Raw genomic sequence first — 22,215 nt, forward strand, 5'->3', positions numbered from 1 at the left:
AAAGATGAAAAAACTTATCAATTATTTTTTACAAGGATTACTATACTTGGCCCCCATTGGAGGAACAATTTATATCATTTATCTGGTCTTTTCTTTTGCTGACGGTCTACTCAAGGATCGAATTAAAGAGATCTGGGGAATTGATTTTCCGGGTTTGGGAATTCTGATCATTTTTATTACTTTGATCTTGGTTGGAATCATCGGGCAAACCATTATTGCCAGACCCTTTCAGAAGTTTTTTAATAAAATTATGGATAGGGCTCCTATACTGAAGCTGATTTACACCTCTTTGAACGATCTTTTTTCTGCCTTTGTAGGAAAGGAAAAGAAATTTAATAAGCCGGTATTGGTACTTGTAAATCCTGTTTCCAATTTGGAAAAATTGGGGTTTTTAACAGCAAAAGATTTATCAAGACTGGGAGAATTAGATAAAGTGGCGGTGTACTTTCCGCATTCCTATAATTTTTCGGGTGAGTTATTTATTGTTCCTAGAGATCAAGTCAAAAAACTAGATGTGAATCCTGCTGAGGTTATGAAATTTATTGTTTCAGGTGGCGTAACAGGTTGGGATGAAATAAACAAAATAAAAGAAGAGAAGGCAAATACTTAAAACAGTAATAAAGGTTCATTTTTTAAAATAAAATTGTTGTTAATTACTTCTACGTTTTCGTTGTTTTTTTCGAGGTAAGCATTTAAAATTCTTTTGGTATCGCGGTTGTCTTTTTGATTGATGATGATATCATAATAATCTTGTACTGTTTCAAAAGATTGTTTTTGAGAAGCATAACCAAAGCCTTTATAGATTCCGTTTAAAACAAGAACAAAAGCAAATTCTTTCTTTTTTCTCCCCTTTTCTTTGATGACAAAATTTTTGCTGTCAAATTGCAGATCCAATATGGCTTGTTCTACCCTAGAATTATATAACGCTATACTTTCCTCATTTCTGCAAATTCCATTACATTTTTTGATTTGATAATGAAAGCAGTGGGTTACATTACTCTGTAAATGACAATACTTTGGGCAAAGCGCATATTTTTCGCAGAGCTTTTCCAGAAATGATCTAGCTTCTGTGGTATTGTGAAATTTTACCAAAGGTTTGTTGACAAATTTTAACCTGTTGTAAGCCAGGTGTATAATGCCATTTCTGTCTTCATAACTAAATAGTGCCAAACTTTCTTGCGCACGTCTTTGTGCCCGATTGAATTTAGGATAGATCTTTTTGATCTCTGCAGATTCCAATAAGAGTGCAATAAGCTCGCTGCCAGTTTCTGTAAAAGAGACATCTGCCGTTTCTAGGCACATGTTCACTTCTTTTTTAGCCTTGTCGTAAAAATGACTGAGCACACGTTGTTTGATATTTTTTGCTTTTCCCACATAGATCACTTCTTTTTTTTCATTTTTGAAATAATAAACTCCCGAGGTTTCAGGTAATTTATCCAAAGCACTTTTGGGTAAAAGAGGAGGTAATGTGGCGTGTTTCGACCTCGGATGTAAAAAGGTAAAAAAAACGTTTTGATCGTCTAATTTAAGAAGCTTTTCAAAAAGGATGACAGTGGCTTCTGCATCACCTCTGGCACGGTGCCTGTCAGAAATGGAAATACCTTGTGAGCTGCACAAAGTACCGAGGCTATAAGATTTTAATCCGGGAATTAATTTTCTCGATAAGCGAACAGTACAAAGTTTTTTTCGCTTAAATTCAAATCCAAGATCTTTGAATTCTTTTTGGATGATGTTATAATCAAAATTGACGCTGTGCGCCACAAAAATAGCATCTTTGGTAATCTCTTCTACTTTCTTGGCGATCTCATAGAATTTTGGTGCATTGTACACCATGGCATTGCTAATTCCTGTGAGATTGGTAATAAAAGGAGGGATGTTGGCTTCCGGGTTGACCAAAGTGGTAAACTCGTCGATCACCCTTTTCCCATCGTGTAAAAAAATCGAGATCTCGGTTATTTTCGAACCGTAACCTGTGGTTTCTATGTCGACAACGGCATACACTAGTTCATCAGCTTTTTTAGTGATTTTAACTCTACCCCCAACTCATTTAACATACCTGCAATACTGCTGATCTTGAGTTCGTGTTCTTCGTATTCTTGCGTGTTGATACAGCAGGTAAATTCCCATAGTTCCAAAACGTCTTCTACAGGTACATAATATGGATCGTATTTTTTATTATCTGAGGCTAGCAGCAACATTTGGTGCTCTTTGATTTTATCATACACCCTTTTGTAAACAATACCATCATTTAAAGTAAGTACAATATAGGTTTTACCGTTTTTTATATCTCTGATATCCTCCACAAATCGCGCCACGATATAAGAGCCACTTTTTACCGGGAGCATAGAATCTCCTTTGATAGGAAAAGCCCTGTGTTTTCCGGTGGGTAAAAAAGGCAATTTTATTTTGTTGAGGTGCTCGATGTATTCAGGGTCATCATAACCTCTTAAATAACCAGCCGAAGCTTCTATAGGAATCACCTCGATCAGGTCTTCATCAGCACCATTTACGGTAATAGGAAATAAAACCCTTCGATTTCCCACTTCTATAAAAGAACTATTCGTGGCTTTCGATAAATCTTTTTTGACGAGAATATCGATAGGTAATTTAAAGTAGTTTGATAAATCTACCAAAAAATCTACCGGAGGAATAGCTCTGTTTTCTTCGTAAGAGCTTATTCTTGAACGAGATACATGCAGGTCTTCGGCAAACTGCTCTTGCGTAAGCCCTTTTAAAGACCTTATGTGTTTGATGTTATGTGCTAAATAATTCATAATGCTAAAATCTTGAGCAATATCTGCTAATATTTTGAGCTAATTTAGCAAAAAAATAGTTTCCGTAAAATTATTTCTAAAAAATGTATCTGAATACGCACAGCTTTTACAGCTTACGCTACGGCACTGTAGCACCCGAAACACTTTTGCAGCAGGCAGAACAATTAGGTATCCCGGCTTTTGCTTTAACTGATATCAACAGTACTTCTGCTAGTCTTGAATTTGTGCGTTTAGCTACAAAATATAAAATAAAACCTGTATTGGGAGTTGATTTTCGCAATGGTGTGCAGCAGCAATTTGTCATGTTGGCAAAGAATAATGAGGGTTTTTATCGTATCAATACCTATTTGTCAGAATTTTTGCATCAAGAGAAGTTTGTCGTACCCAAAAAAGCAAAAGAACTCAAAGATACTTTTGTGATTTATCCTTTTCAATCGGATTTAAGAATACTCGAAGAAAATGAATTTATCGGTATAAAACCTTCAGATCTCAATCAGTTAAAATTTTCGGCTTGGCAAGATCATCTAAGCAAATTGGTCATACTTAAAACGGTTTCTTTTGGCGATAAAAAAGGGTTTAATGCACATCGTTTGCTAAGGGCGATAGACAACAATACGTTGTTGAGCAAGCTTCCTGCTTCTGAACAAGGAAATCACGTAGATGTAATGTTCCCTGAAGTTTTACTCAAAGAAATTTTCAAGGCTTATCCGCAATTGATCGAGAATACCCAGAGATTGTTGGATGTCTGTCATATCGTTTTTGATTTTTCAGGAAATGTTCCTAAAAACCAAAAGACTTATACGAAGAGTGAGGAACTCGATTTTAAATTGCTCAGAAAGCTAGCTTATAAGGGCTTGCATTATCGCTATAAAAAAATAGGTGAAAGGGTATTTGAGCGTTTGGAAAAAGAATTGACAATCATCAAAGAAAAGCAGTTTGTGTCTTATTTTTTGATCAATTGGAAGGTGTTGAAATACGCGCGCAGCAAAGGCTATTTTTATGTGGGAAGAGGAAGTGGAGCAAATAGTTTGGTAGCTTATTTACTCCGTATTACAGATGTTGACCCGATAGAATTGGATCTGTATTTTGAGCGATTCATCAATTTATATCGGGCAAATCCACCTGATTTTGATATCGATTTTTCCTGGCGAGATCGGGATGATATCATTCAATTCATTTTTAAACGCTTTCCGCATACGGCCTTAATTGCGGTGTACAATACCTTTAAATTTCGCGCATCGGTCAGAGAAATCGGAAAAGTATTTGGTTTGCCTAAAGAAGAGATCGATAAACTTTCTTCTGGACAATACATTCAAGAAAAGCTCGATAAAATGTCTCGATTGGTTCTGGTTTACAGCAAGTTAATACAAGGTTTTCCGAATTATTTGGGTATACATGCAGGAGGAATTTTAATCGCCGAAAAACCAATTCAATACTATACGGCTACATTTTTACCTCCCAAAGGGTTTTCTACTACCATGTTTGATATGCATGTAGCAGAAGATGTAGGACTCTATAAATTTGACGTACTGAGTCAGCGCGGTTTGGGAAAAATAAAAGAAGCGATAGATATAGTAAAATACAACCATCCTGATCATCCTGACATTGATATTCACGATATCAAACGATTCAAAGAAGATGAAAAGATCAAACATTTACTCAGAAATGCAAAAGCCATTGGTTGCTTCTATGTAGAGTCGCCCGCTATGCGTATGCTGCTCAAAAAATTACAGGTAGATAATTATATAGGCTTGGTTGCTGCGAGTTCTGTGATTCGTCCGGGAGTGGCCAAATCGGGAATGATGCGCGAGTATATTTTGCGTTATCGAAATCCGTCTAGAAGAAAAGATGCGCACCCAACCATGCTCGATATTATGCCGGAAACCTATGGGGTAATGGTGTACCAGGAAGATGTGATCAAAGTGGCGCATTATTTTGGCGGACTTACCCTTGGTGAAGCGGATATGTTGCGAAGGGGTATGAGTGGGAAGTTTAGATCTAGAGAGGAGTTTTTGAAAGTAAAAAATCAATTTTTTGAGAACTGTAAGAGCAGCGGAAAAGATGATGCTTTGACTGCCGAGATCTGGCGACAAATAGAGAGTTTTGCCGGCTATGCTTTTGCCAAGGGGCACTCGGCTTCATATGCTGTAGAGAGTTATCAGAGTTTGTTTTTAAAGGCCTATTATCCTTTGGAGTATATGGTGGCAACCATCAATAATTCGGGAGGATTTTACAGACCTGAATATTATTTACACGAAGCGCGTATGCATGGAGGCATTATTCATCCTCCCGATATTAATAAGTCTTATGCGCAAAATTTTATTGAAGGAAAGCATATTTATTTGGGTTTTATGATGCTGCATGCTTTTGAATCTCAGAATGCAAAAAAGATCATTCGGGAAAGAGAAAGAAACGGCTTGTTTTTAAATCTCGATGACTTTATCGATCGCGTTCCGATAGGTTTAGAGCAACTTATTTTGTTGATCAAGGTGAATGCTTTTCGGTTTTGCAATCCAAACAAGCGAGAACTTTTGTGGGAAGCGTATATGAAAGTACATAAAATTGAGATGGAAGAACACATTCAAACCTTATTCAAATCAGAAAAAGTAAATTATAAAACGCCTGTTCTAACAAGTTCTATGTTAGAAGATGCTTTTGATGAGATCCAATATTTAGATTTCCCCCTTTGCGATCCTTTTATGCTTTTGGCAGAGCCTGTACAAACAGAAATTTTTGCCAAAGATCTCTATCAATATGTAGGTAAAAATGTGACTGTATACGGTTATTATGTAACCGTAAAAAAGACGGTTACCTCTAAGGGCGACTTGATGTATTTTGGCACTTTCGTGGATGAAAAAGGAGACCATATAGACACCGTTCATTTTCCGCAAGCTGCCCGAAAAAATTTGTTTAGAGGAAGGGGAATTTATCGTTTAACAGGAAAAGTAACAGAAGAATTTGACTGTGTGACTATTGAAGTTGATGACATGGAAAAGTTAGCCATTGTACAAGATCCTAGGTATGCAGAAGAGAAAAAAAGCTAAAAGTATGACACAAGAACGCTCAATTGTACATATGGATCTCGATACATTTTTTGTATCCTGCGAAAGACGAATAGACAGTCGTTTAAACAATATGCCTGTCTTGATCGGAGGAACTTCCGACAGGGGAGTAGTAGCCTCCTGTAGTTATGAAGCGCGAAAATTTGGCGTACACTCGGCCATGCCTATGCGTATGGCAAAACAATTATGTCCGGAAGCCATTGTTTTACGCGGAAACTCCGGTGTTTACACAAAATTCTCTAAAGAGGTCACAGATGTAATTCAAGAGACAGTTCCTCTGTATGAAAAATCTTCTATCGATGAATTTTATATAGATCTTACAGGAATGGATCGTTTTTTTGGTTGTCATCAACTCGCTACAGAACTCAGAACAAAAATTATGAAAGAAACAGGTTTGCCTATTTCTTTTGGTTTGTCTGTAAATAAAACAGTTTCCAAAATTGCTACAGGAGAAGCAAAACCCAATAATCAGCTAAAGGTTGATTCAGGCTTAGAAAAAGGGTTTTTAGCACCACTTTCGGTTAGAAAAATCCCGATGGTGGGTGAGAAAACCTATAATGCTTTGTGTGATTTAGGAATTAAGCGAATTAAAACGGTTCAGGAAATGCCCGTGAATATGATGGAACGCGTATTTGGTAAACACGGGATTACGCTTTGGAAAAAAGCCAATGGTGTAGATAATTCGCCTATTGTTCCTTATCATGAGCGCAAATCTATTTCTACCGAGCGAACTTTTGATAAAGACACCATCGATGTTTATAAGTTAAAAGGAATTATTACAGCAATGACAGAAAATTTGATCTATCAACTAAGAAGAGGAAATAAACTTACGGCCTGTGTGACATTTAAGATCAGGTACTCAGATTTTCAGACTTATACCAAGCAAAAAATGATTCCATATAGTTCGGCAGACCATATTATTTTACCTATTGTAATGGATTTGTATAAAACACTGTATCAAAGAAGGTTGCTTGTAAGGTTAGTAGGTGTAAGGTTTAGTCATTTGGTGAGTGGCGGACATCAAATAAATATGTTTGAAGATGATGAAAAGATATTGAACTTATATCATGCTATGGATAAAATGCGGGAGCGATTTGGCGATAGAGCCGTAATAAGAGCTTCCGGGATGGGAGCAAAAAGTATTAGTAGATGGAATCCTTTTACAGGAGAACCGCCACCTTTATTGGCCAATAGAAGGCAGTAGGAACAAAGATTTTATATAATTCTCAAAAAACCAAGTAAATTGCAATAAAACCAAATAAATCTTAAATAATTAATAAATCGTCAATATAGGCTTGCTGAAAATGTGAGATATTGGTATATTTGCATTATTAGATGAATTAAAAAAGTATAATAAATCAATAGTTATGAAAAAAATATTTATAATTTTTGCTTTTGTTTTGTTTGCTTTACAAACAAATGCGCAGGAGATGAATAATTCAAATGTTCAAGTAGGTGATGCATTAATTATTCAAAAACCCTCAACGCCAAGTTTTAAACATATCTATTTTCCTAAGGATAATTTTATCATTAAAAGAGGAGGGATTGTAAATTATGATAATATTTACGCCAATGAAGTTCATGTTGTAAAAATTGTTGAGAAAAAGGATGGTTCTCAAGAAGTAGTTTTACAAAGAACAGATGGAAAGAAATTCTTTAAAACATATAATACAGTAAGAGCCGATTTGACCAAAGCTTTAGAAAGTGGTGAATTGACCAAAAAAACCTAAAGGATCACATAAGTGATTGTTATTGCCTTTTGTTGACGATAAGAAATTTTCAAATACATAATAAACTATTTCGTATCTTCACTAAGCATTTAGGATTAAAACACACACTTAAAAAAAGCATATGTCCTTTTCAGAATTATTTGCGTCAGGTACCAAAAAAAACAACCTGATTCACTTTGCGGCAATTGTAAAAATGGCTGTAATAGATGGCGAAATGAATGAGCCTGAATTAAATCTGTTGAAAAAATTCGCTAAAAAATTAGATGTTCATACCGAAGAATTTGAAAAAGTTATATCCGATCCTTCAAAATTCCCCAGTGACGTAACGCATACAAAAGAGCAGCGATTACAACATATTTTTGACCTGTTTCAAATGATCTATATCGATCATGAAATAGATGAACCTGAAGCAAAACTAATTCATAAATATGCCATTGGGCTAGGATGTTCTGAAGAACGCGCAAAAAATATAATAGCGAAATCAATTCTTTATTTCGGGAGAAGGTTTGAATTTGAAGATTACAAGGAATTTTTAGAAAAATAATTGATCAAAAAGATGTATTGAAGAAGTAAATCAACTTTTCAATCCTTCATTAGGGAACCAGATTCTTATCATTCTTGAATTTCAGATATTCCTTATTTTCTACAATTTCTGCGATTCTGATTACGCTCTCATACAAATCCAAAAACGAAATATACAAGGGAGCAATACCCAAACGAATATTGTTTGGCGGTCTGAAATCCGGAATAATACTTTTGTGATCTTTTGAGGGTTCAATCATCGCACAATTTATGGCGTAAGCGTTTTCATGTTGAATAGAAATATGTGAACCTCTGTTTTCTGCATTTTTAGGAGAAGCAACCGAAAACCCTAGAGGAATAAGCCAAGTTTCTATCATACTCATCATAAACTCCGTTAGGCTTTTACTTTTTTCTCTCAACTGAGAAACTCCGGCATCCACCATTATTTCCAAACCTTTTTCCATGGCAGAAAGTGATAAGATAGTAGGCGTGCCAACCCCAAATTTTTGGATACTTTTAGAAGGTAAGAAATCATTCGAGAAATCAAACGGTCGGTCATGCCCAAACCAAGACCAAACAGGGTTTTCCATTTTCTCTTGTAGCTTTTTATTCACATACAAAAAAGCCGGTGCACCGGGTCCGCCATTCAAATATTTGTAGGTACACCCTACAGCCAAATCTGCATTCCAATCATTCAATTTAATGGGTACTGCACCTACGGCATGTGAAAGATCCCAAAGCACTAAGCTGCCTTTTTTATGGGCAATTTCGTTGATTTCTTTCATAGGGTACAAAAAAGAACTTTTATAAGTTACATGGCTCAAAGTGAGCAATGAAGTATTTTCTGAAATTTTGGAAATGATTTCTTCTTTAGTCGTTGTGATTTGATCTTTACTTTCTATAAAGAGAAGTTTATGATTTTGAAAATGTTCCTTTATTAATCCTTGAAGAATATATAAATCAGTTGGAAAGTTTAATTGATCTGTAAGAATCTCATTTCGGCTTTTATTATATTTTAAAGCTGCATAGGACAATTTGTAAAGGTTCAACGAGGTTGAATCCCCTACAAAAATTTCATCCTCTTTTGCACCTACAATTTTTGCAATTTTAGAAGCATTTTTTTTAGAAAGATCTATCCACTTTTCATTCCAACTTCTGATAAGACGATTTCCCCACTCTTCTTTAACGACATGTTGCAAATGAGATATGGTCGCTTTAGGCAGTTTACCCAAAGAATTTCCATCGAGGTAAATCACGTGATCATCAGATACAAATAGGTCTCTGAATTTTGCTAAAGAATCTTTCTTATCGAAGGCCAAAGCCTGTTTTCTGAATTCTTCTCGATTCATTTACTCATATTTTTATCAAAATATTGGCTGATGATTTCATCTACCCATAATTGATGCATTTTGCCAGAGAAATGAAGTCCGTCTTTCGCGAAGTATTCTGGATTTCCCAGCCCTGATCTCGAGACTTCCGTAATATCAACAAAAGTTACATTTATCTTAAGTGTTTCTTCTTTTTTCACTTTATTGTAAAGATCAATTTCTTTAGCTATTTTTTTCTGATCACGACTGGACCCAAAAGGACTTACTCCCCAATCCGGAATTGAGACTACTATAACATTTTCAGGCTTGCCATTTGCAAATCCGATGGCTATATTGAGTAAATCTGCAAATTCAATTCTAAAATTTTCGACGTCTCTCCCTCTATATTGATTATTTACACCAATCAAAAGCGTAACTAAATCATAATTTTTAGCCAAGCCTTCATTTACAATAGCAGCTTTTAACTCGTCCGTTGTCCAACCGGTTTTAGCTACAATTTTTGGTTCTTGAAAGTTGTAGCCTTGTTCATTCAAATCATTCACTAAAATCATAGGAAATCGATCAGAAATTGCCACACTTTCACCAATGGTATAACTATCACCTAATGCTAAATAGGACTTCAATTGATTTTGTTCTTGTAAATTTTGATCAGACTCTTGACTTGAACATGAGATGGACAAAAGTAAAAATAAAAAAAGAAGAGCGTTAATTTGCTTCATATATCAGTTATTAATTTGTCTTACTCTAGTCTCGCCAATCACAATACCTTTTTTGATCAAAGGTTGCCCTTTGTATTCCAAATTGGATTCACCGTAAGCCGTTAATTTAATTTCTTTATTGACAAAAAGTCTAAATTCAGCTTCACCATACGAGGTTATTTTTGCCGTTTCACTTTCTACTTCCATGGCATCAATTTCGCTTTCACCGTAAGAAATAATTCTATGATCTTCTATAGAACCAGATTTAAAAGTCAATTCATTTTCGCCGTAAAGTACAGATTTCATCTCTTCCAATTTTACGTCGTTCAGCATAATTTCAGTTTCTCCATAGAGGCTAAGCACAAATTTAGTTCCTTTTAACTGATCTTTGCAAACAAATTCTTCTTCACCTCTCAAAGACAATTCTTCCAAGTTTTTATAAGTGACTACTACTGTAGCTACAGTTCCTTGATAAATAGGTTTTTTACCTTCCCATTCTTCATTTTCTACTTTTTCATTTTTAGTGATCGTTTTTGCACCCTCCAAATAGAGGTGCATCGTTTTACCTGAAGATTCGATATTAAACTTTTCTTCAGAAACACTTAGGCTTTGAACAACCACTTCTTCTTTATTTCCTTCTTGAAAAACAACTTCTATATGCGGACTGACAATGACTTTTGAAAAAGGCTGAACGGTTATGGTTTTAATTTGTGCGAATGCAACAGAAACTCCAAAAAGCATTATACAGGTCAAAAATTTATTGATTCTATTCATGGGATAAAGTTTTTATAAAGATCGATAATTAAATTTATAATTTAGGTTTGGCTCCAATTTTGGAGTTGATCAATTCATTTCATGGACATCGAATTGATTAAAATGTTACAGGGAAAGGGCAATAATTTGATGAATTATTGCTTTTCAAGTTCTTTAAAAAGCAATTGTGACAAAGGAATGAGCATCAATCCTGAAAAAATAAACAAAATAAATGCGTATTTCAGATTGAATAAATGAGCCAAATATCCAACCAAAGGTGGGCCAATAAGCATTCCTACAATTCCATAGGTAGAGATAATCGAAAGGGCCATTCCCGGAGAATATTTTTTTGAATTTCCGGCCAAAGTAAAGGTCATTGGAAAAACAGCGGCAACGCCGATCCCTACAATTGAAAATCCAAATAAGACAGGCCAGAAATAGGGGAAGATTATAACAATGAGCACACCAATGGCGACAATTGATGCTCCTATCAAATATGTTTTTTTCATACCAATATGATCTACCACCTTATCTGAAAAGAACCTGGAAAGCGCCATAAATGTCATAAAAATTAAGTAGCCCAATGTAAATACTTCAGCGCCTACCACTTCTTTAAAATAAACGCCACTCCAATCGAACATACCACCTTCACAAAGTGCAGCGAAAAAAACCATTAAACCTAAATATAAAATGAATTTATCCGGTTTTCCAAAGATCAATTTATTCCCAGTGCTAACCTTGTCGTTTCTGATCAAAAAGGGATAGGCGATTATGCCCATAATTAATCCGACAGTAGCAACATACATAAAATGTTCTTTCATTGGAATATGGTTTTTAACTAAAAAAGTAGAAAATAATACACCCACTAATCCGCCCAAACTCCATAATCCGTGAAATGAACCATTAATCTTTTTGGTATAGTTTTTCTGAACCATTAATGACTGCGTATTCATTGAAATATTTACAATTCGCATCGCAAATGAGAACAAACTTACCGCGAGAAATAGCCAGCCTATTTTGTCTGCGAAACCGATAAGAATCAACGAAAATATATGTAAAATATAAGCAAGGAACATAGGATTTCTACTATTGAATTTACTTACCAACCATCCGGATATGGGCAACCCGATAAGTGAACTGATGGGCATGGCTAAAAGAAGATTTCCCAATTCAGCTTCATTCAAACCAAAATTGGTTTTAATTGATGGAATTCTGGAGGCCCAAGAAGCAAAGCAAAAACCTACTAAAAAAAAATACACGCTAAGTGCAATGCGTTGTTTGGATTGTTGAGTCATGGCGAAAAAATACTGTACAAATATCCGAAGTATTTTTCACAGTTTCACTAGTGATATGCTTTCAAAAATATTTTTATATTATTATAACTTTTACAAAAGACTATTTAATTGTATCAGTTATTTCACCGCAGCTCAACATAGAAGAGCCAAAGTAAGGGTTTTTTATCACCTCATTTAAACTTAGCCAGTCCGCACCTTTACTTGTATTTGCCATGGGGCAATGTTGTATGAACATAGGACGATCTGAGGCATCAAAGTTCTTAGCCATCAGAATCATTTGATTTGAAACAATAATAAATTCTTGTCGAATGCTTTCCAGATCTTTTTGTTTCGACAACCTGAGTAACGATTCGCTTAGCTCTTTTGAGGTCTTCGTCCAATTTTCATGATTGTCCTCATTTATTAATGAATGATCAATACTTTTTAGAGAAGTTGCCATTTTTTGAGTATTTTGAAGTGCGAGTGCTGAATCATCATTTACCAAGGCATCTTTTAAGTCGAAATACGAATTAAACACAATACTCAGTCGTTCTTGAAAAACAGGAGATTCTACTTTTCTACTATTTATAATCGCCCGGCTAGTTCTTTTCTCCGGACCTGATATTCCAAGATGGTCCTCATGACCAGTATTTGTTTTCCCGCCCGATTGATTCATCATGGATTTTTTACCTTTTAGTTGTGCTGCAGCATCAAGAGTAAAAGTGCCATTTGTGACAATTTCATCTCCCACATTTAATCCCTCTAAAACTTCGTATAGATCATTTATTCTATTTCCCAGAACAACTTCGCGCATTTCAAAAATTGGCTCATTTGAAATCGGTTTGAGGTAAATAACAGATCTTTTACCCGTCCATAAAATGGCCGATGCTGGTATAAGCAGACGCTCCTGATCGGAATGGGAATTTGCCACTTTACCCTCGACAAACATCCCCGGTTTGAAAATCCCTTCATTGTTTGGCAAAACTGCTCTTAGTTTTACTGTCCGCGTTTGATTGTTTAAAATTGGATCTATAAAATCTGTTCTGGCAGTAAAAGATTTATCGGGATATGCATTTGTTGTGATTTGGATTATTTGCCCTTTTTTGAAAAGACCTATTTGGTTTTCATAAATATCAAAATTGGCCCAAACAGAATTTAAATTGGCAATTTTAAATAAGGCTTGTCCTTGTGCCACATAGTCACCTTTAGCAACTAACTTTTCTGTTACAGTTCCGGAAACGGTCGCATAAACCGGAAAATTTTCTATAGGTTTCCCTGTTTTTTCAATTTGATCAATCTGTTTATCCGATAATTTCCACAATTTTAATTTATTCCGAACTGCGGCGTACAGCGGTTTTTGTGATTCCTTTAAATTTGATGCCGTAATTAATTCTTGCTGTGCAGCATACAATTCTGAGGAATAAATAGTGGCCAATAACTGCCCCTTGTTTACTTTTTCTCCAGTATAATTTACGTTCAGATTTTCGATCCTACCTGAAAAAAAACTTACTTGAATTTCCTCTAATGATTCATTTTCGATAATTTTTCCTGTAAGTTTAATGATACCGTTTTCCTCTGAGCCCATTCCTACTATTGTAGTTTGAACATTTGCCAAAACCAAAGCATTTTCTGTCAGTTTGAATTGGTCTGCCGATAATCCGTCTGCGCCAATTTCGGCAGGTATAAGATCCATGCCACAAATTGGGCAATCGCCAGGTTCAGTTTTCATAATCTGTGGATGCATAGCACAGGTCCACATTTGTTCGTTATTTACTATTTCGCTATGTTCATGAGCATCATTATTTTTTGATGAATTACCAAAAATAAGCCATCCTAATAGTAGGCCTGCCAATAATATTCCGATATAAATAATGTAATTTTTCATTTTTACTTTTTTAGATGTGTTGATATTTTTCGAATTGAAAGAGACGAGGTAAACCACAATGCAAATCCGCTTAAAACAGTAATTAAACCTAATAAAGAAAATATTCTCAACACAAATGTGTTGAAGTTATCTCTACCGTCATAATCCATGGTGTGGGTCATCCATAAAAAATCAAACCATCGCCATGCCCGATGCCTAACCGTTTGAAATTTTCCATCTTTTATTGATATATAAGCTTTTAAGGCGTGGTCATTTTTATATGAAATAACATAGGCCGGTAATAGTTTTTCTCTGTATTCATGATGTTTGTCGACAGCATCGATTTGTTCTATAGTGGCTACTTCGAGTTCATTTTTTACATAGTTTTTCGCAACATACAAGGCTTCCTCTTCTGAGATATAGTTTTTAGGTTTACCATTTAAAGCATTGTACAATTGCCTGTTGTTCACCCAATAGTAGGGCACGTTATTTATATCTCTTAATTCGATTGTACCAATACCCTCAGGAACATTGAGTTGGGAAGGACTAATTAGATCAGCAAAAACCTTTGGTTGGAAAGATAGATTCTTAAATTGATCTCCATGAATTTCATCAATTTTCGTCCAACTAAAGTATAAACCACTGATCGTCCAAAACAAGAATTGGATTCCTATAAATAAGCCTAAATACCTATGTGTCTTTCGAATTTTTAATGCTGTATGCCTGTGTAACATTATTTTTAAAGTTTTATTTTTCTTAATCTAAGAGAATTCGTTATAACAGATACCGAGCTAAAACTCATGGCTAAAGCCGCAATCATGGGTGAGAGTAGAATACCAAAAAAGGGATAAAGTATTCCTGCTGCCAGGGGCACACCCAATACATTGTAAAAAAAAGCAAAAAAGAGGTTTTGTTTGATATTTTTAATAACGCCATGACTTAATTTTTTAGCTTTCACAATACCTGCCAAATCGCCTTTGACCAGAGTTATCGATGCGCTTTCTATGGCTATATCGGTTCCTGTTCCCATGGCAATACCCACATCAGATTGAGCCAAAGCCGGTGCATCATTTATACCGTCACCGGCCATTGCGACAACTCTACCTTTCTCTTGTAATTTCTTTATTTCGTTTAATTTGTCTTCGGGTAGACATTCTGATTTATAGCGGTCGAGGTTCAATTGTTTGGCAACTGCTTTGGCAGTATTTTCATTATCCCCTGTTAACATAATGACTTCTATACCAATTCTTTGTAAATCTTCAATTGCTTTCTGACTTGTTTTTTTAATTGCGTCAAAAATGGAAACGTATCCAACCGCCTCTTTATCTATGGCTATATAAGACACCGTTTTGCCATGTTCTTGTTCGGCAATCACTTTGGTCTTTAAATCTTCTGAAATAAAAATCGATTGCTGTTTCAATAGTTTGTCATTTCCCAATGCAATTTTTTTACCTTGAAAAGTTCCTATCACTCCTTTACCTGCTATTGCTTCAAAATCATCGATTTTAATAATAGAAGTATTCGTTGATATTCCGTAGTGTACAATTGCTTTGGCTAGAGGATGTTCACTGTACTGATTTAATGAAGTAATATATTGTATTAAAATTTTTTCATCTGAAGGATTTGTGGCAATTACTTGTTCTACAGACGGTTTACCTTCTGTTAGGGTTCCTGTTTTATCAACAATGAGTGTATCAACTATATTCATTTTTTCTAATGCCTCCGCATTTTTAATCATTACCCCCGATTGAGCACCTCTACCAATCCCAACCATCACAGACATTGGAGTGGCCAGCCCAAGTGCGCAAGGACATGCAATGATTAAAACGGCTATGGCATTAACGAAGGCAAAGACATAGGCAGGTTCTGGACCAAAAGCGGCCCATATCATAAATGTGATGATGGAAACCCCAATCACAATTGGCACAAAGTATTTAGAGATTCTGTCCGCTAATTTTTGAATAGGTGCTTTAGAACGACTTGCCGTATTTACCAATTCAATGATTTGAGAAAGCAAGGTTTCTGATCCCACTTTTTCGGCTTTCATTACAAAGGATCCTGTACTGTTTAATGTTCCAGAACTTACTTGATCATTAATGCTTTTATCTAAAGGAATAGGTTCGCCAGTAATCATAGATTGATCAACACTGCTGCTGCCTTCAACTATATAGCCGTCTACAGGTATTTTTTCTCCAGGTTTAATGCGCAATAAAAAACCTTTTTCAATTTGATCGATCGCTATAGTTTTTTCTTCCCCATTTTCCACTAAGGTTGCGGTGGAAGGTACTAATTTTAGTAATTCTTTGATTGCTCCGCTGGTTTTGCTGTGTGCTTTGGCCTCTAAAATCTGACCTAAAAGGACTAATGTTAGAATAACAGTTGTCGCTTCAAAATAAATATAAACATTACCCTCAGCAGATTTAAAGTTTTCAGGAAATATTTTAGGAAATAATAGGGCGAATACACTAAATATCCATGCAATACCCGAACCAATTCCAATCAGCGTAAACATATTTAAGTTCATTGTTTTTATGGAGGTCCAAGCACGTTTAAAAAACATCCAACCGGAATAGAATACTACCGGAATTGACAATGCAAATTGAATCCAATTCCAATATTTTTGTTCTGCAACTTTATACAAAGGATTATCGCTTGCCATGTCGGACATCGCTATAAGAAAAATAGGAATTGTAAATACCACGGCAATCCAAAATTTCTTCAATAAACCTTGATAATGTTTTTTTTCAGAAGATATTTCAGTATCCATTGATACTAAGTTCATACCGCAGATGGGGCATGTACCCGATTCCTTGTTTATAATTTCTGGATGCATTGGGCATGTCCATTGATATACGGTTCCAGTAGATAAATTTTGCTCTTCCACAAGATCCATCCCACAGATCGGACAATCTCCAGCTTTGTCATAGGTTTTCTGCCCTTCACAATGCATAGGGCAATAAAAAAAGCCTGTACCTTTCCCTTTTTGTATTTGTTCTTTTATTAGTTCTGATTCTTGGAGATGTTCACCTTGTCTATGAATGTGATATCGTCCACCGTCATCATTAAAAGTTTCTTGAATAGTTTCAATTGGAATTTGGTCTTCCATTTCAATAGTGGCTTCTTCCTTTTCTAGATCTACATGAGCGGTTGTAATCCCTTTAATTTTTAAAAGCAATTCTTCCACATGATTTCTACAACCATTGCAAGTCATTCCGCGAATGTGATAAGTTTGTCGCATATTTTAGAGGCTCAAATAATTAATGATAGAACTTTGCACATAATAGCTTTTTACTGCATCTATCTGTGCTAATTGAAATTTGATTTGTAACTCTTGAATATCTAAAACATCCTTAAAATCAATGGTGCCGGTTTCATAATTCTTTATTAGAATTTCTTCTGCATTTTTTGCCTGGATCAAATTTTTTTGCTGTGTTTCAAAACTTATAATGGCAGAATATCGATCATTGATAGCTTTGTCTAAAGCAGCTTCAAGGGTATTGGTGCGCTCTTGCTTTTGTGCAATAATTTCTTGTTGTTGCAATTCGTTCTGCCTGGTTTGCGACTTATATTTTTTATTAAAAATAGGAATAGTCAATGCTACCATGGGCATGAGTATATCTTTTCCATTATCACTAAAATCCATATCTGTTCTCTCTTCAACGTTGATATAGTCTATACCGAAACCTATCATTGGATTTTTTTCCTTTTGATTTAGTAATTCGGATTGAACAACTGATTGATAAAGTTTGTCAAACTTTAAAATTTCGGGATGTAATTCTATATTTTTTTGGGATGAAACCTCACTAGATTCTGGTATAATCAAATTGTCCGAAATTTCTATTGGAGTATCTTTATCACGGTTTAATAGTTTATTCAAATTAGTTTGTTCAGCCAGATAATTAAATTCTAAAATACTATGCAATTGTTTTAATTCATTTTGACGCATTTGTAATTTTAGGACATCAACAGCTGAGCTTTTACCTACTTCAACGTATGTTAAAGCCAAGTTTTCAAAGGTGTTCAGGAGTTCCATATTCTCTATTAAAACAGCTTTCTGTGCTTTGAGGGCATTTAAATTATAATAAGATTGAGAAACCGAAGCAATCAATTTTCTCTTCGCGATGATGAGGTCTTCATACTGAGCATCTGCCAAGGAACCAACATAATTCTCTCGAGCGGTAATAGAACCAAACCAGGGTAACATTTGTTTCACTGAAACTTTATAACGCTGGGCTCCGGTTCTCGTTTCAGGTTCACTTATAAAATAACCAAAGCCCACTTCGGTATTGGGAATGTTATTAACCTCATTCACTTTTTCTTTAACTATTTCATGTTGAAGCTCGAATTTTTCAATTTCAGGGCTATTTTCTAAAGCAATTTCAATCAGTGTTTCCATTTCTTGAGCAAAGCCAACATTGAAAATCAAAAGTCCGACAAGTATCAAAAATCTTTTCATTTTTTCATTTTTTTAAGTTGAAACTCTTTGTTCCAGCTAAATAAGACCGGAACAATAAAATAAGAAGTGATATCGATGATCATTCCTCCAAAAATGGGGATGGCCATCGGTATCATGATATCACTTCCTCTACCTGTAGAAGTCAGTACAGGAAGCAGTGCTAAAACAGTTGTCACAGTTGTCATTAAGCAAGGTCTAATGCGTTTACCCGCAGCTTCTATTGTAGCTGAGCGAATTGCTTGTTTATCGGTGGGATTCTCTTTTGAGAAGGTTTGAGTGAGGTAGGTAGCCATAACAACGCCATCATCTGTTGCAATGCCAAACAATGCTATAAATCCAACCCAAACAGCGACACTTAAATTTATGGTTTTTACATTAAAAATATCTCTCAGATTTTCACCGAATAGATTGAAATTTAGAAACCAATCCTGATCATACAACCATATCATGATAAATCCACCTGCGAATGCGACGGTAATTCCAGTAAAGATCATAAGAGAAGTAGTGACAGATCGAAACTGGAAATAAAGAATTAAAAATATAATGATTAGTGCCAAAGGAATCACTACAGAAAGAGTTTTTTCTGCCCTAAGTTGATTTTCATAGGTGCCTGTAAATTTGTAACTTATACCTTCTGGAACTATTAAATCGCCTGAATCAATTTTATCTTGAATTATTTCTTGCGCAGTTTCTACTACATTTACTTCTGCAAAACCATCCAGTTTATCAAACAATACATAGCCTACTAAAAATGTATCTTCACTTTTAATCACCTGCGGACCTTTCTCATATCGTATTGTAGCCAATTCGCTCAATGGAACAGGTGTGCCTTTTTCCACAGGAATATAGATTTGGTTTAAATCTTCAGGGCTAGAACGCAATTCTCGTGGGTATCTAACGCGAATGCCATACCTCTCCCTTCCTTCAACAGTTTGTGTTAGCACCATTCCACCAACAGCGACTTTCAATGTATTTTGTACGTCGTTAATCGAGATACCATAACGAGCAATTTTTTCTCTATCAATATCTATTAACATGTATGGCTTACCCACAATTCTATCGGCGAAAACAGCTTCTTTTTTAACTCCTTCTACCTTTTGTAATATGCTTTCCAATTGAATTCCAAAGGCTTCAATTTGAGAAAGATCTTGACCTTTTACTTTGATACCCATAGGTGCTCGCATCCCTGTTTGAAGCATGACTAATCTCGTCTCGATAGGTTGTAGTTTTGGTGCTGATGTTACGCCTGGAATCTTGGTCACCTTGATAATTTCATTCCAAATGTCGTCCGGAGACTTTATACTTGGTCGCCAATTTCTATAGAACTCACCGTCTTTATCTTCGATCAACTGACTATTTTTTATTGTGGAAAAGTCACTTGAAAATGAAACTGCTTGAACTTCTTCTGTATGGTTAGGATTGGAAACCAAGCGACCATCTTTTAAGATAAATAAACCATCCTTGTTTGTTTTATAGCGTTGGCGCACACCGTCTGCATTATTCATATATTCAGGTTTATACTGAATAATATTTTCATACATAAAAATAGGCGCAGGGTCTAAGGCCGATTCCGTTCTTCCTGCCTTGCCTACAACTGTTTCAATTTCAGGAATGCTCGCTACAGCCATATCGAGTCGTTGTAAAATGTCTTTATTTTCTTCTATACCGGAATGCGGCATCGAGGTTGGCATCAATAAAAAGGATCCTTCATTCAAAGAGGGCATAAACTCTTTACCGGTATTTTTCATAATGAAAAAGCCAAAAACTACAAGGGAGGTAGGTATGATCAAAAACAAAAACCTGCGGTCTAAAGCCCATTTTAGGATGGAAATATAGTTTCTTTGGAACAACAAAAATATTCCCAACAATCCGAAACAGATCAATCCAACAAAAATAAGGTTGAGTAAGATGCTTTTGTCAAAACCCAAAGGTCTCCAATGTTCTGCCAACAGAAAAACAATAGTGCATACTGTGATGAAGATATTGACAATATTTGCTCTTTTCACCGATATTTTTTGATTGGCCCTTAAAAAGGCTACAGCGGCAAAACCAATTAAAATAAGTCCAACCCAAAACCCTTGAAACATTGTATAAAGCCCAAGAATTGCCAAACCACCATTCAATAAATAGATTGTTGTTTTCCTCAAATTAATTCTTTTGAAGATTGAAGCAGCAAATGGCGGAATTAAAAACAGGGCAATAACAAGTGCAGCAATGAGGGCAAATGTTTTTGTAAAAGCCAAGGGCCTAAATAATTTACCTTCGGGACCTATTAAAGTAAAAACGGGAATAAAACTGATTACGGTTGTCATGACAGCTGTGACAATGGCGCCAGAAACTTCGGCAGTAGCGTTATATACAATGGTATTGATAGGTAGATTTTTTTTGTCTTCACCCATGTGTCTGATGATATTTTCTGATAGAATTACGCCGACATCGACCATGGTTCCAATGGCAATTGCAATTCCGGATAAGGCCACAATATTTGCATCTACACCAAAGAATTTCATCGCGATAAAAACCATTAAAATGGCTACGGGTAAAAGACCTGAAATGAGAATAGAGGCTCTAAGATTAAATACCATAACAACTATTACCAAAATAGTGATAAGTACTTCTAACGTAAGTGCTTCGTTCAATGTTCCAAGGGTTTCCTGGATAAGTTCTGTTCTGTCATAAAATGGAACAATGGTGAGTTGAGATGTTCTTCCGTCTGCTAATACTTTTGAAGGCAAACCTGCACTAATTTCTACTATTTTTTCCTTGACACCATTGATCACTTCCAAAGGATTGGAGCCATATCTGGCTACGACTACGCCACCCACAACTTCTGCACCTTCCTTATCTAGTATGCCTCTTCTTGTTGCAGGTCCCATCGATACTTTTGCCACATCTTTAATTCTGATGGGTATATAATTTTCTGAGCTTACAACTGCATTTTCAATATCTTCAATTGATTTTATATAGCCCAAAGCTCGAACCAAATATTCTGCACGATTAATTTCAATGGTTTGAGCCCCAATATCTTGATTGTTATCTTTTACCGCTTTTACAACTTTTTCCAGGGCAATATTATATTGGCGTAAAAGTTCAGGATTCACATCAACTTGATACTCCATCACATGTCCTCCAATCGAAGCTACCTCCGAAACACCACTTACCGAAGAAAGGGCATATTTTATATAATAATCTTGTATACTTCTCAATTCTTGCAAATCCCAACTACCGGTTACATGGCCATTTTCGTCGCGACCTTCCAAGGTGTACCAAAAAATTTGACCTAAGGCAGTTGCATCAGGACCCAAAGTAGGATTGATACCCTCCGGTAATAAGTTGTTTGGCAAAGAATTGAGTTTTTCAAGGATGCGGCTTCTGCTCCAGTAAAACTCGATGTTTTCTTCAAAAATGATGTAAATGCTGGAAACACCAAACATGGAAGAGCTACGAATAGTTTTAACTCCAGGAATTCCTAATAAAGAGGTGGTTAAGGGATAAGTGATTTGATCTTCAATATCTTGTGGAGATCTACCATCCCATTTAGTGAAGACAATTTGCTGGTTTTCACCGATATCTGGAATGGCATCAACAGACACAGGATGTTTGGGGAGAAATCTTGTATCCCAATTGAAAGGCGCATTTACAGTTCCCCAACCAATAAAAATGAAGAGTAAAAGTACTGCAACAAGTTTGTTTTCAATTAGAAAACGAATGATTTTATTTAGCATAACAAATTAAAAAAGGATTGAACGAAAGG

16 protein-coding genes are annotated in these 22,215 nt (G+C 35.6%); 5 read left to right on the forward strand and 11 right to left on the reverse strand.

Features of this window, described 5'->3' with window-relative positions; all coding sequences use genetic code 11:
- Positions 1-4: 4 nt before the first annotated feature.
- Positions 5-610, forward strand: a complete 606-nt coding sequence (locus tag ACFQ39_RS08725; protein ID WP_377178114.1) for a DUF502 domain-containing protein — start codon at positions 5-7, stop codon at positions 608-610.
- On the opposite strand, the gene ACFQ39_RS08730 is transcribed toward ACFQ39_RS08725, so the two are convergent.
- The gene (locus ACFQ39_RS08730; protein ID WP_377178116.1) at positions 607-2,001 is read right to left on the reverse strand and encodes an exonuclease domain-containing protein; all 1,395 of its coding nucleotides are present in this window, start codon (positions 1,999-2,001) and stop codon (positions 607-609) included. The genes ACFQ39_RS08725 and ACFQ39_RS08730 overlap by 4 nt on opposite strands.
- Positions 2,001-2,774 (reverse strand): XRE family transcriptional regulator, encoded by a 774-nt coding sequence (locus tag ACFQ39_RS08735; RefSeq protein WP_377178118.1) that lies wholly within the window; start codon positions 2,772-2,774, stop codon positions 2,001-2,003. The genes ACFQ39_RS08730 and ACFQ39_RS08735 overlap by 1 nt, the downstream gene beginning before the upstream one ends.
- Positions 2,775-2,857: 83 nt before the next feature.
- Between ACFQ39_RS08735 and ACFQ39_RS08740 the strand changes: the two genes are divergently transcribed.
- The 4 genes from ACFQ39_RS08740 to ACFQ39_RS08755 all read left to right on the forward strand — a co-directional run bounded on the left by ACFQ39_RS08740 (position 2,858) and on the right by ACFQ39_RS08755 (position 8,110).
- Positions 2,858-5,818, forward strand: coding sequence for a DNA polymerase III subunit alpha (locus ACFQ39_RS08740; protein WP_377178120.1), 2,961 nt, complete (start codon positions 2,858-2,860; stop codon positions 5,816-5,818).
- On the forward strand, positions 5,796-7,040 hold the full coding sequence (gene dinB, locus ACFQ39_RS08745; protein ID WP_377178122.1) for a DNA polymerase IV: 1,245 nt from the start codon (positions 5,796-5,798) through the stop codon (positions 7,038-7,040). Before ACFQ39_RS08740 ends, dinB begins: the two co-directional genes overlap by 23 nt.
- A 163-nt stretch (positions 7,041-7,203) precedes the next feature.
- The gene (locus tag ACFQ39_RS08750) at positions 7,204-7,566 is read left to right on the forward strand and encodes a hypothetical protein (protein ID WP_377178124.1); all 363 of its coding nucleotides are present in this window, start codon (positions 7,204-7,206) and stop codon (positions 7,564-7,566) included.
- Positions 7,567-7,687: 121 nt separating this feature from the next.
- Positions 7,688-8,110 (forward strand): tellurite resistance TerB family protein, encoded by a 423-nt coding sequence (locus ACFQ39_RS08755; RefSeq protein ID WP_377178126.1) that lies wholly within the window; start codon positions 7,688-7,690, stop codon positions 8,108-8,110.
- A gap of 49 nt (positions 8,111-8,159) precedes the next feature.
- Here ACFQ39_RS08755 and kynU read toward each other — a convergent pair whose 3' ends face one another.
- The 9 genes from kynU to ACFQ39_RS08800 form a co-directional block, all read right to left on the reverse strand.
- The gene (gene kynU, locus ACFQ39_RS08760; RefSeq protein ID WP_377178128.1) at positions 8,160-9,437 is read right to left on the reverse strand and encodes a kynureninase; all 1,278 of its coding nucleotides are present in this window, start codon (positions 9,435-9,437) and stop codon (positions 8,160-8,162) included.
- Positions 9,434-10,135, reverse strand: a complete 702-nt coding sequence (locus ACFQ39_RS08765; protein ID WP_377178130.1) for an SGNH/GDSL hydrolase family protein — start codon at positions 10,133-10,135, stop codon at positions 9,434-9,436. The genes kynU and ACFQ39_RS08765 overlap by 4 nt, the downstream gene beginning before the upstream one ends.
- A gap of 3 nt (positions 10,136-10,138) precedes the next feature.
- Positions 10,139-10,888, reverse strand: a complete 750-nt coding sequence (locus ACFQ39_RS08770; RefSeq protein WP_377178132.1) for a head GIN domain-containing protein — start codon at positions 10,886-10,888, stop codon at positions 10,139-10,141.
- Positions 10,889-11,022: 134 nt separating this feature from the next.
- Complete coding sequence (locus ACFQ39_RS08775; RefSeq protein ID WP_377178134.1) at positions 11,023-12,162, reverse strand: MFS transporter; 1,140 nt, start codon at positions 12,160-12,162, stop codon at positions 11,023-11,025.
- A 100-nt stretch (positions 12,163-12,262) separates the two neighbouring features.
- Positions 12,263-14,026: an efflux RND transporter periplasmic adaptor subunit gene (locus ACFQ39_RS08780; protein ID WP_377178136.1), complete on the reverse strand. Its 1,764-nt coding sequence runs from the start codon at positions 14,024-14,026 to the stop codon at positions 12,263-12,265.
- Between the two features lie 2 nt (positions 14,027-14,028).
- On the reverse strand, positions 14,029-14,739 hold the full coding sequence (locus tag ACFQ39_RS08785; protein ID WP_377178138.1) for a PepSY domain-containing protein: 711 nt from the start codon (positions 14,737-14,739) through the stop codon (positions 14,029-14,031).
- 5 nt (positions 14,740-14,744) lie between these two features.
- Positions 14,745-17,243, reverse strand: a complete 2,499-nt coding sequence (locus ACFQ39_RS08790; protein WP_377178140.1) for a heavy metal translocating P-type ATPase — start codon at positions 17,241-17,243, stop codon at positions 14,745-14,747.
- 3 nt (positions 17,244-17,246) lie between these two features.
- Positions 17,247-18,461 (reverse strand): TolC family protein, encoded by a 1,215-nt coding sequence (locus ACFQ39_RS08795; RefSeq protein WP_377178141.1) that lies wholly within the window; start codon positions 18,459-18,461, stop codon positions 17,247-17,249.
- Complete coding sequence (locus ACFQ39_RS08800) at positions 18,458-22,186, reverse strand: efflux RND transporter permease subunit (protein ID WP_377178143.1); 3,729 nt, start codon at positions 22,184-22,186, stop codon at positions 18,458-18,460. The genes ACFQ39_RS08795 and ACFQ39_RS08800 overlap by 4 nt, the downstream gene beginning before the upstream one ends.
- Between the last annotated feature and the right edge of the window lie 29 nt (positions 22,187-22,215).

The organism is Namhaeicola litoreus (assembly GCF_042679565.1).
Classification (GTDB): domain Bacteria; phylum Bacteroidota; class Bacteroidia; order Flavobacteriales; family Flavobacteriaceae; genus Namhaeicola; species Namhaeicola litoreus.

Bases quoted from the DNA above. Each gene is read 5' to 3' on its own strand.
- ACFQ39_RS08725 (WP_377178114.1), top strand. From the start codon at position 5: ATGAAAAAACTTATCAATTATTTTTTACAAGGATTACTATACTTGGCC.
- ACFQ39_RS08735 (WP_377178118.1), bottom strand. From the start codon at position 2,774: ATGAATTATTTAGCACATAACATCAAACACATAAGGTCTTTAAAAGGG.
- ACFQ39_RS08740 (WP_377178120.1), top strand. From the start codon at position 2,858: ATGTATCTGAATACGCACAGCTTTTACAGCTTACGCTACGGCACTGTA.
- dinB (WP_377178122.1), top strand. From the start codon at position 5,796: ATGCAGAAGAGAAAAAAAGCTAAAAGTATGACACAAGAACGCTCAATT.
- ACFQ39_RS08750 (WP_377178124.1), top strand. From the start codon at position 7,204: ATGAAAAAAATATTTATAATTTTTGCTTTTGTTTTGTTTGCTTTACAA.
- ACFQ39_RS08755 (WP_377178126.1), top strand. From the start codon at position 7,688: ATGTCCTTTTCAGAATTATTTGCGTCAGGTACCAAAAAAAACAACCTG.
- kynU (WP_377178128.1), bottom strand. From the start codon at position 9,437: ATGAATCGAGAAGAATTCAGAAAACAGGCTTTGGCCTTCGATAAGAAA.
- ACFQ39_RS08765 (WP_377178130.1), bottom strand. From the start codon at position 10,135: ATGAAGCAAATTAACGCTCTTCTTTTTTTATTTTTACTTTTGTCCATC.
- ACFQ39_RS08770 (WP_377178132.1), bottom strand. From the start codon at position 10,888: ATGAATAGAATCAATAAATTTTTGACCTGTATAATGCTTTTTGGAGTT.
- ACFQ39_RS08775 (WP_377178134.1), bottom strand. From the start codon at position 12,162: ATGACTCAACAATCCAAACAACGCATTGCACTTAGCGTGTATTTTTTT.
- ACFQ39_RS08780 (WP_377178136.1), bottom strand. From the start codon at position 14,026: ATGAAAAATTACATTATTTATATCGGAATATTATTGGCAGGCCTACTA.
- ACFQ39_RS08785 (WP_377178138.1), bottom strand. From the start codon at position 14,739: ATGTTACACAGGCATACAGCATTAAAAATTCGAAAGACACATAGGTAT.
- ACFQ39_RS08790 (WP_377178140.1), bottom strand. From the start codon at position 17,243: ATGCGACAAACTTATCACATTCGCGGAATGACTTGCAATGGTTGTAGA.
- ACFQ39_RS08795 (WP_377178141.1), bottom strand. From the start codon at position 18,461: ATGAAAAGATTTTTGATACTTGTCGGACTTTTGATTTTCAATGTTGGC.
- ACFQ39_RS08800 (WP_377178143.1), bottom strand. From the start codon at position 22,186: ATGCTAAATAAAATCATTCGTTTTCTAATTGAAAACAAACTTGTTGCA.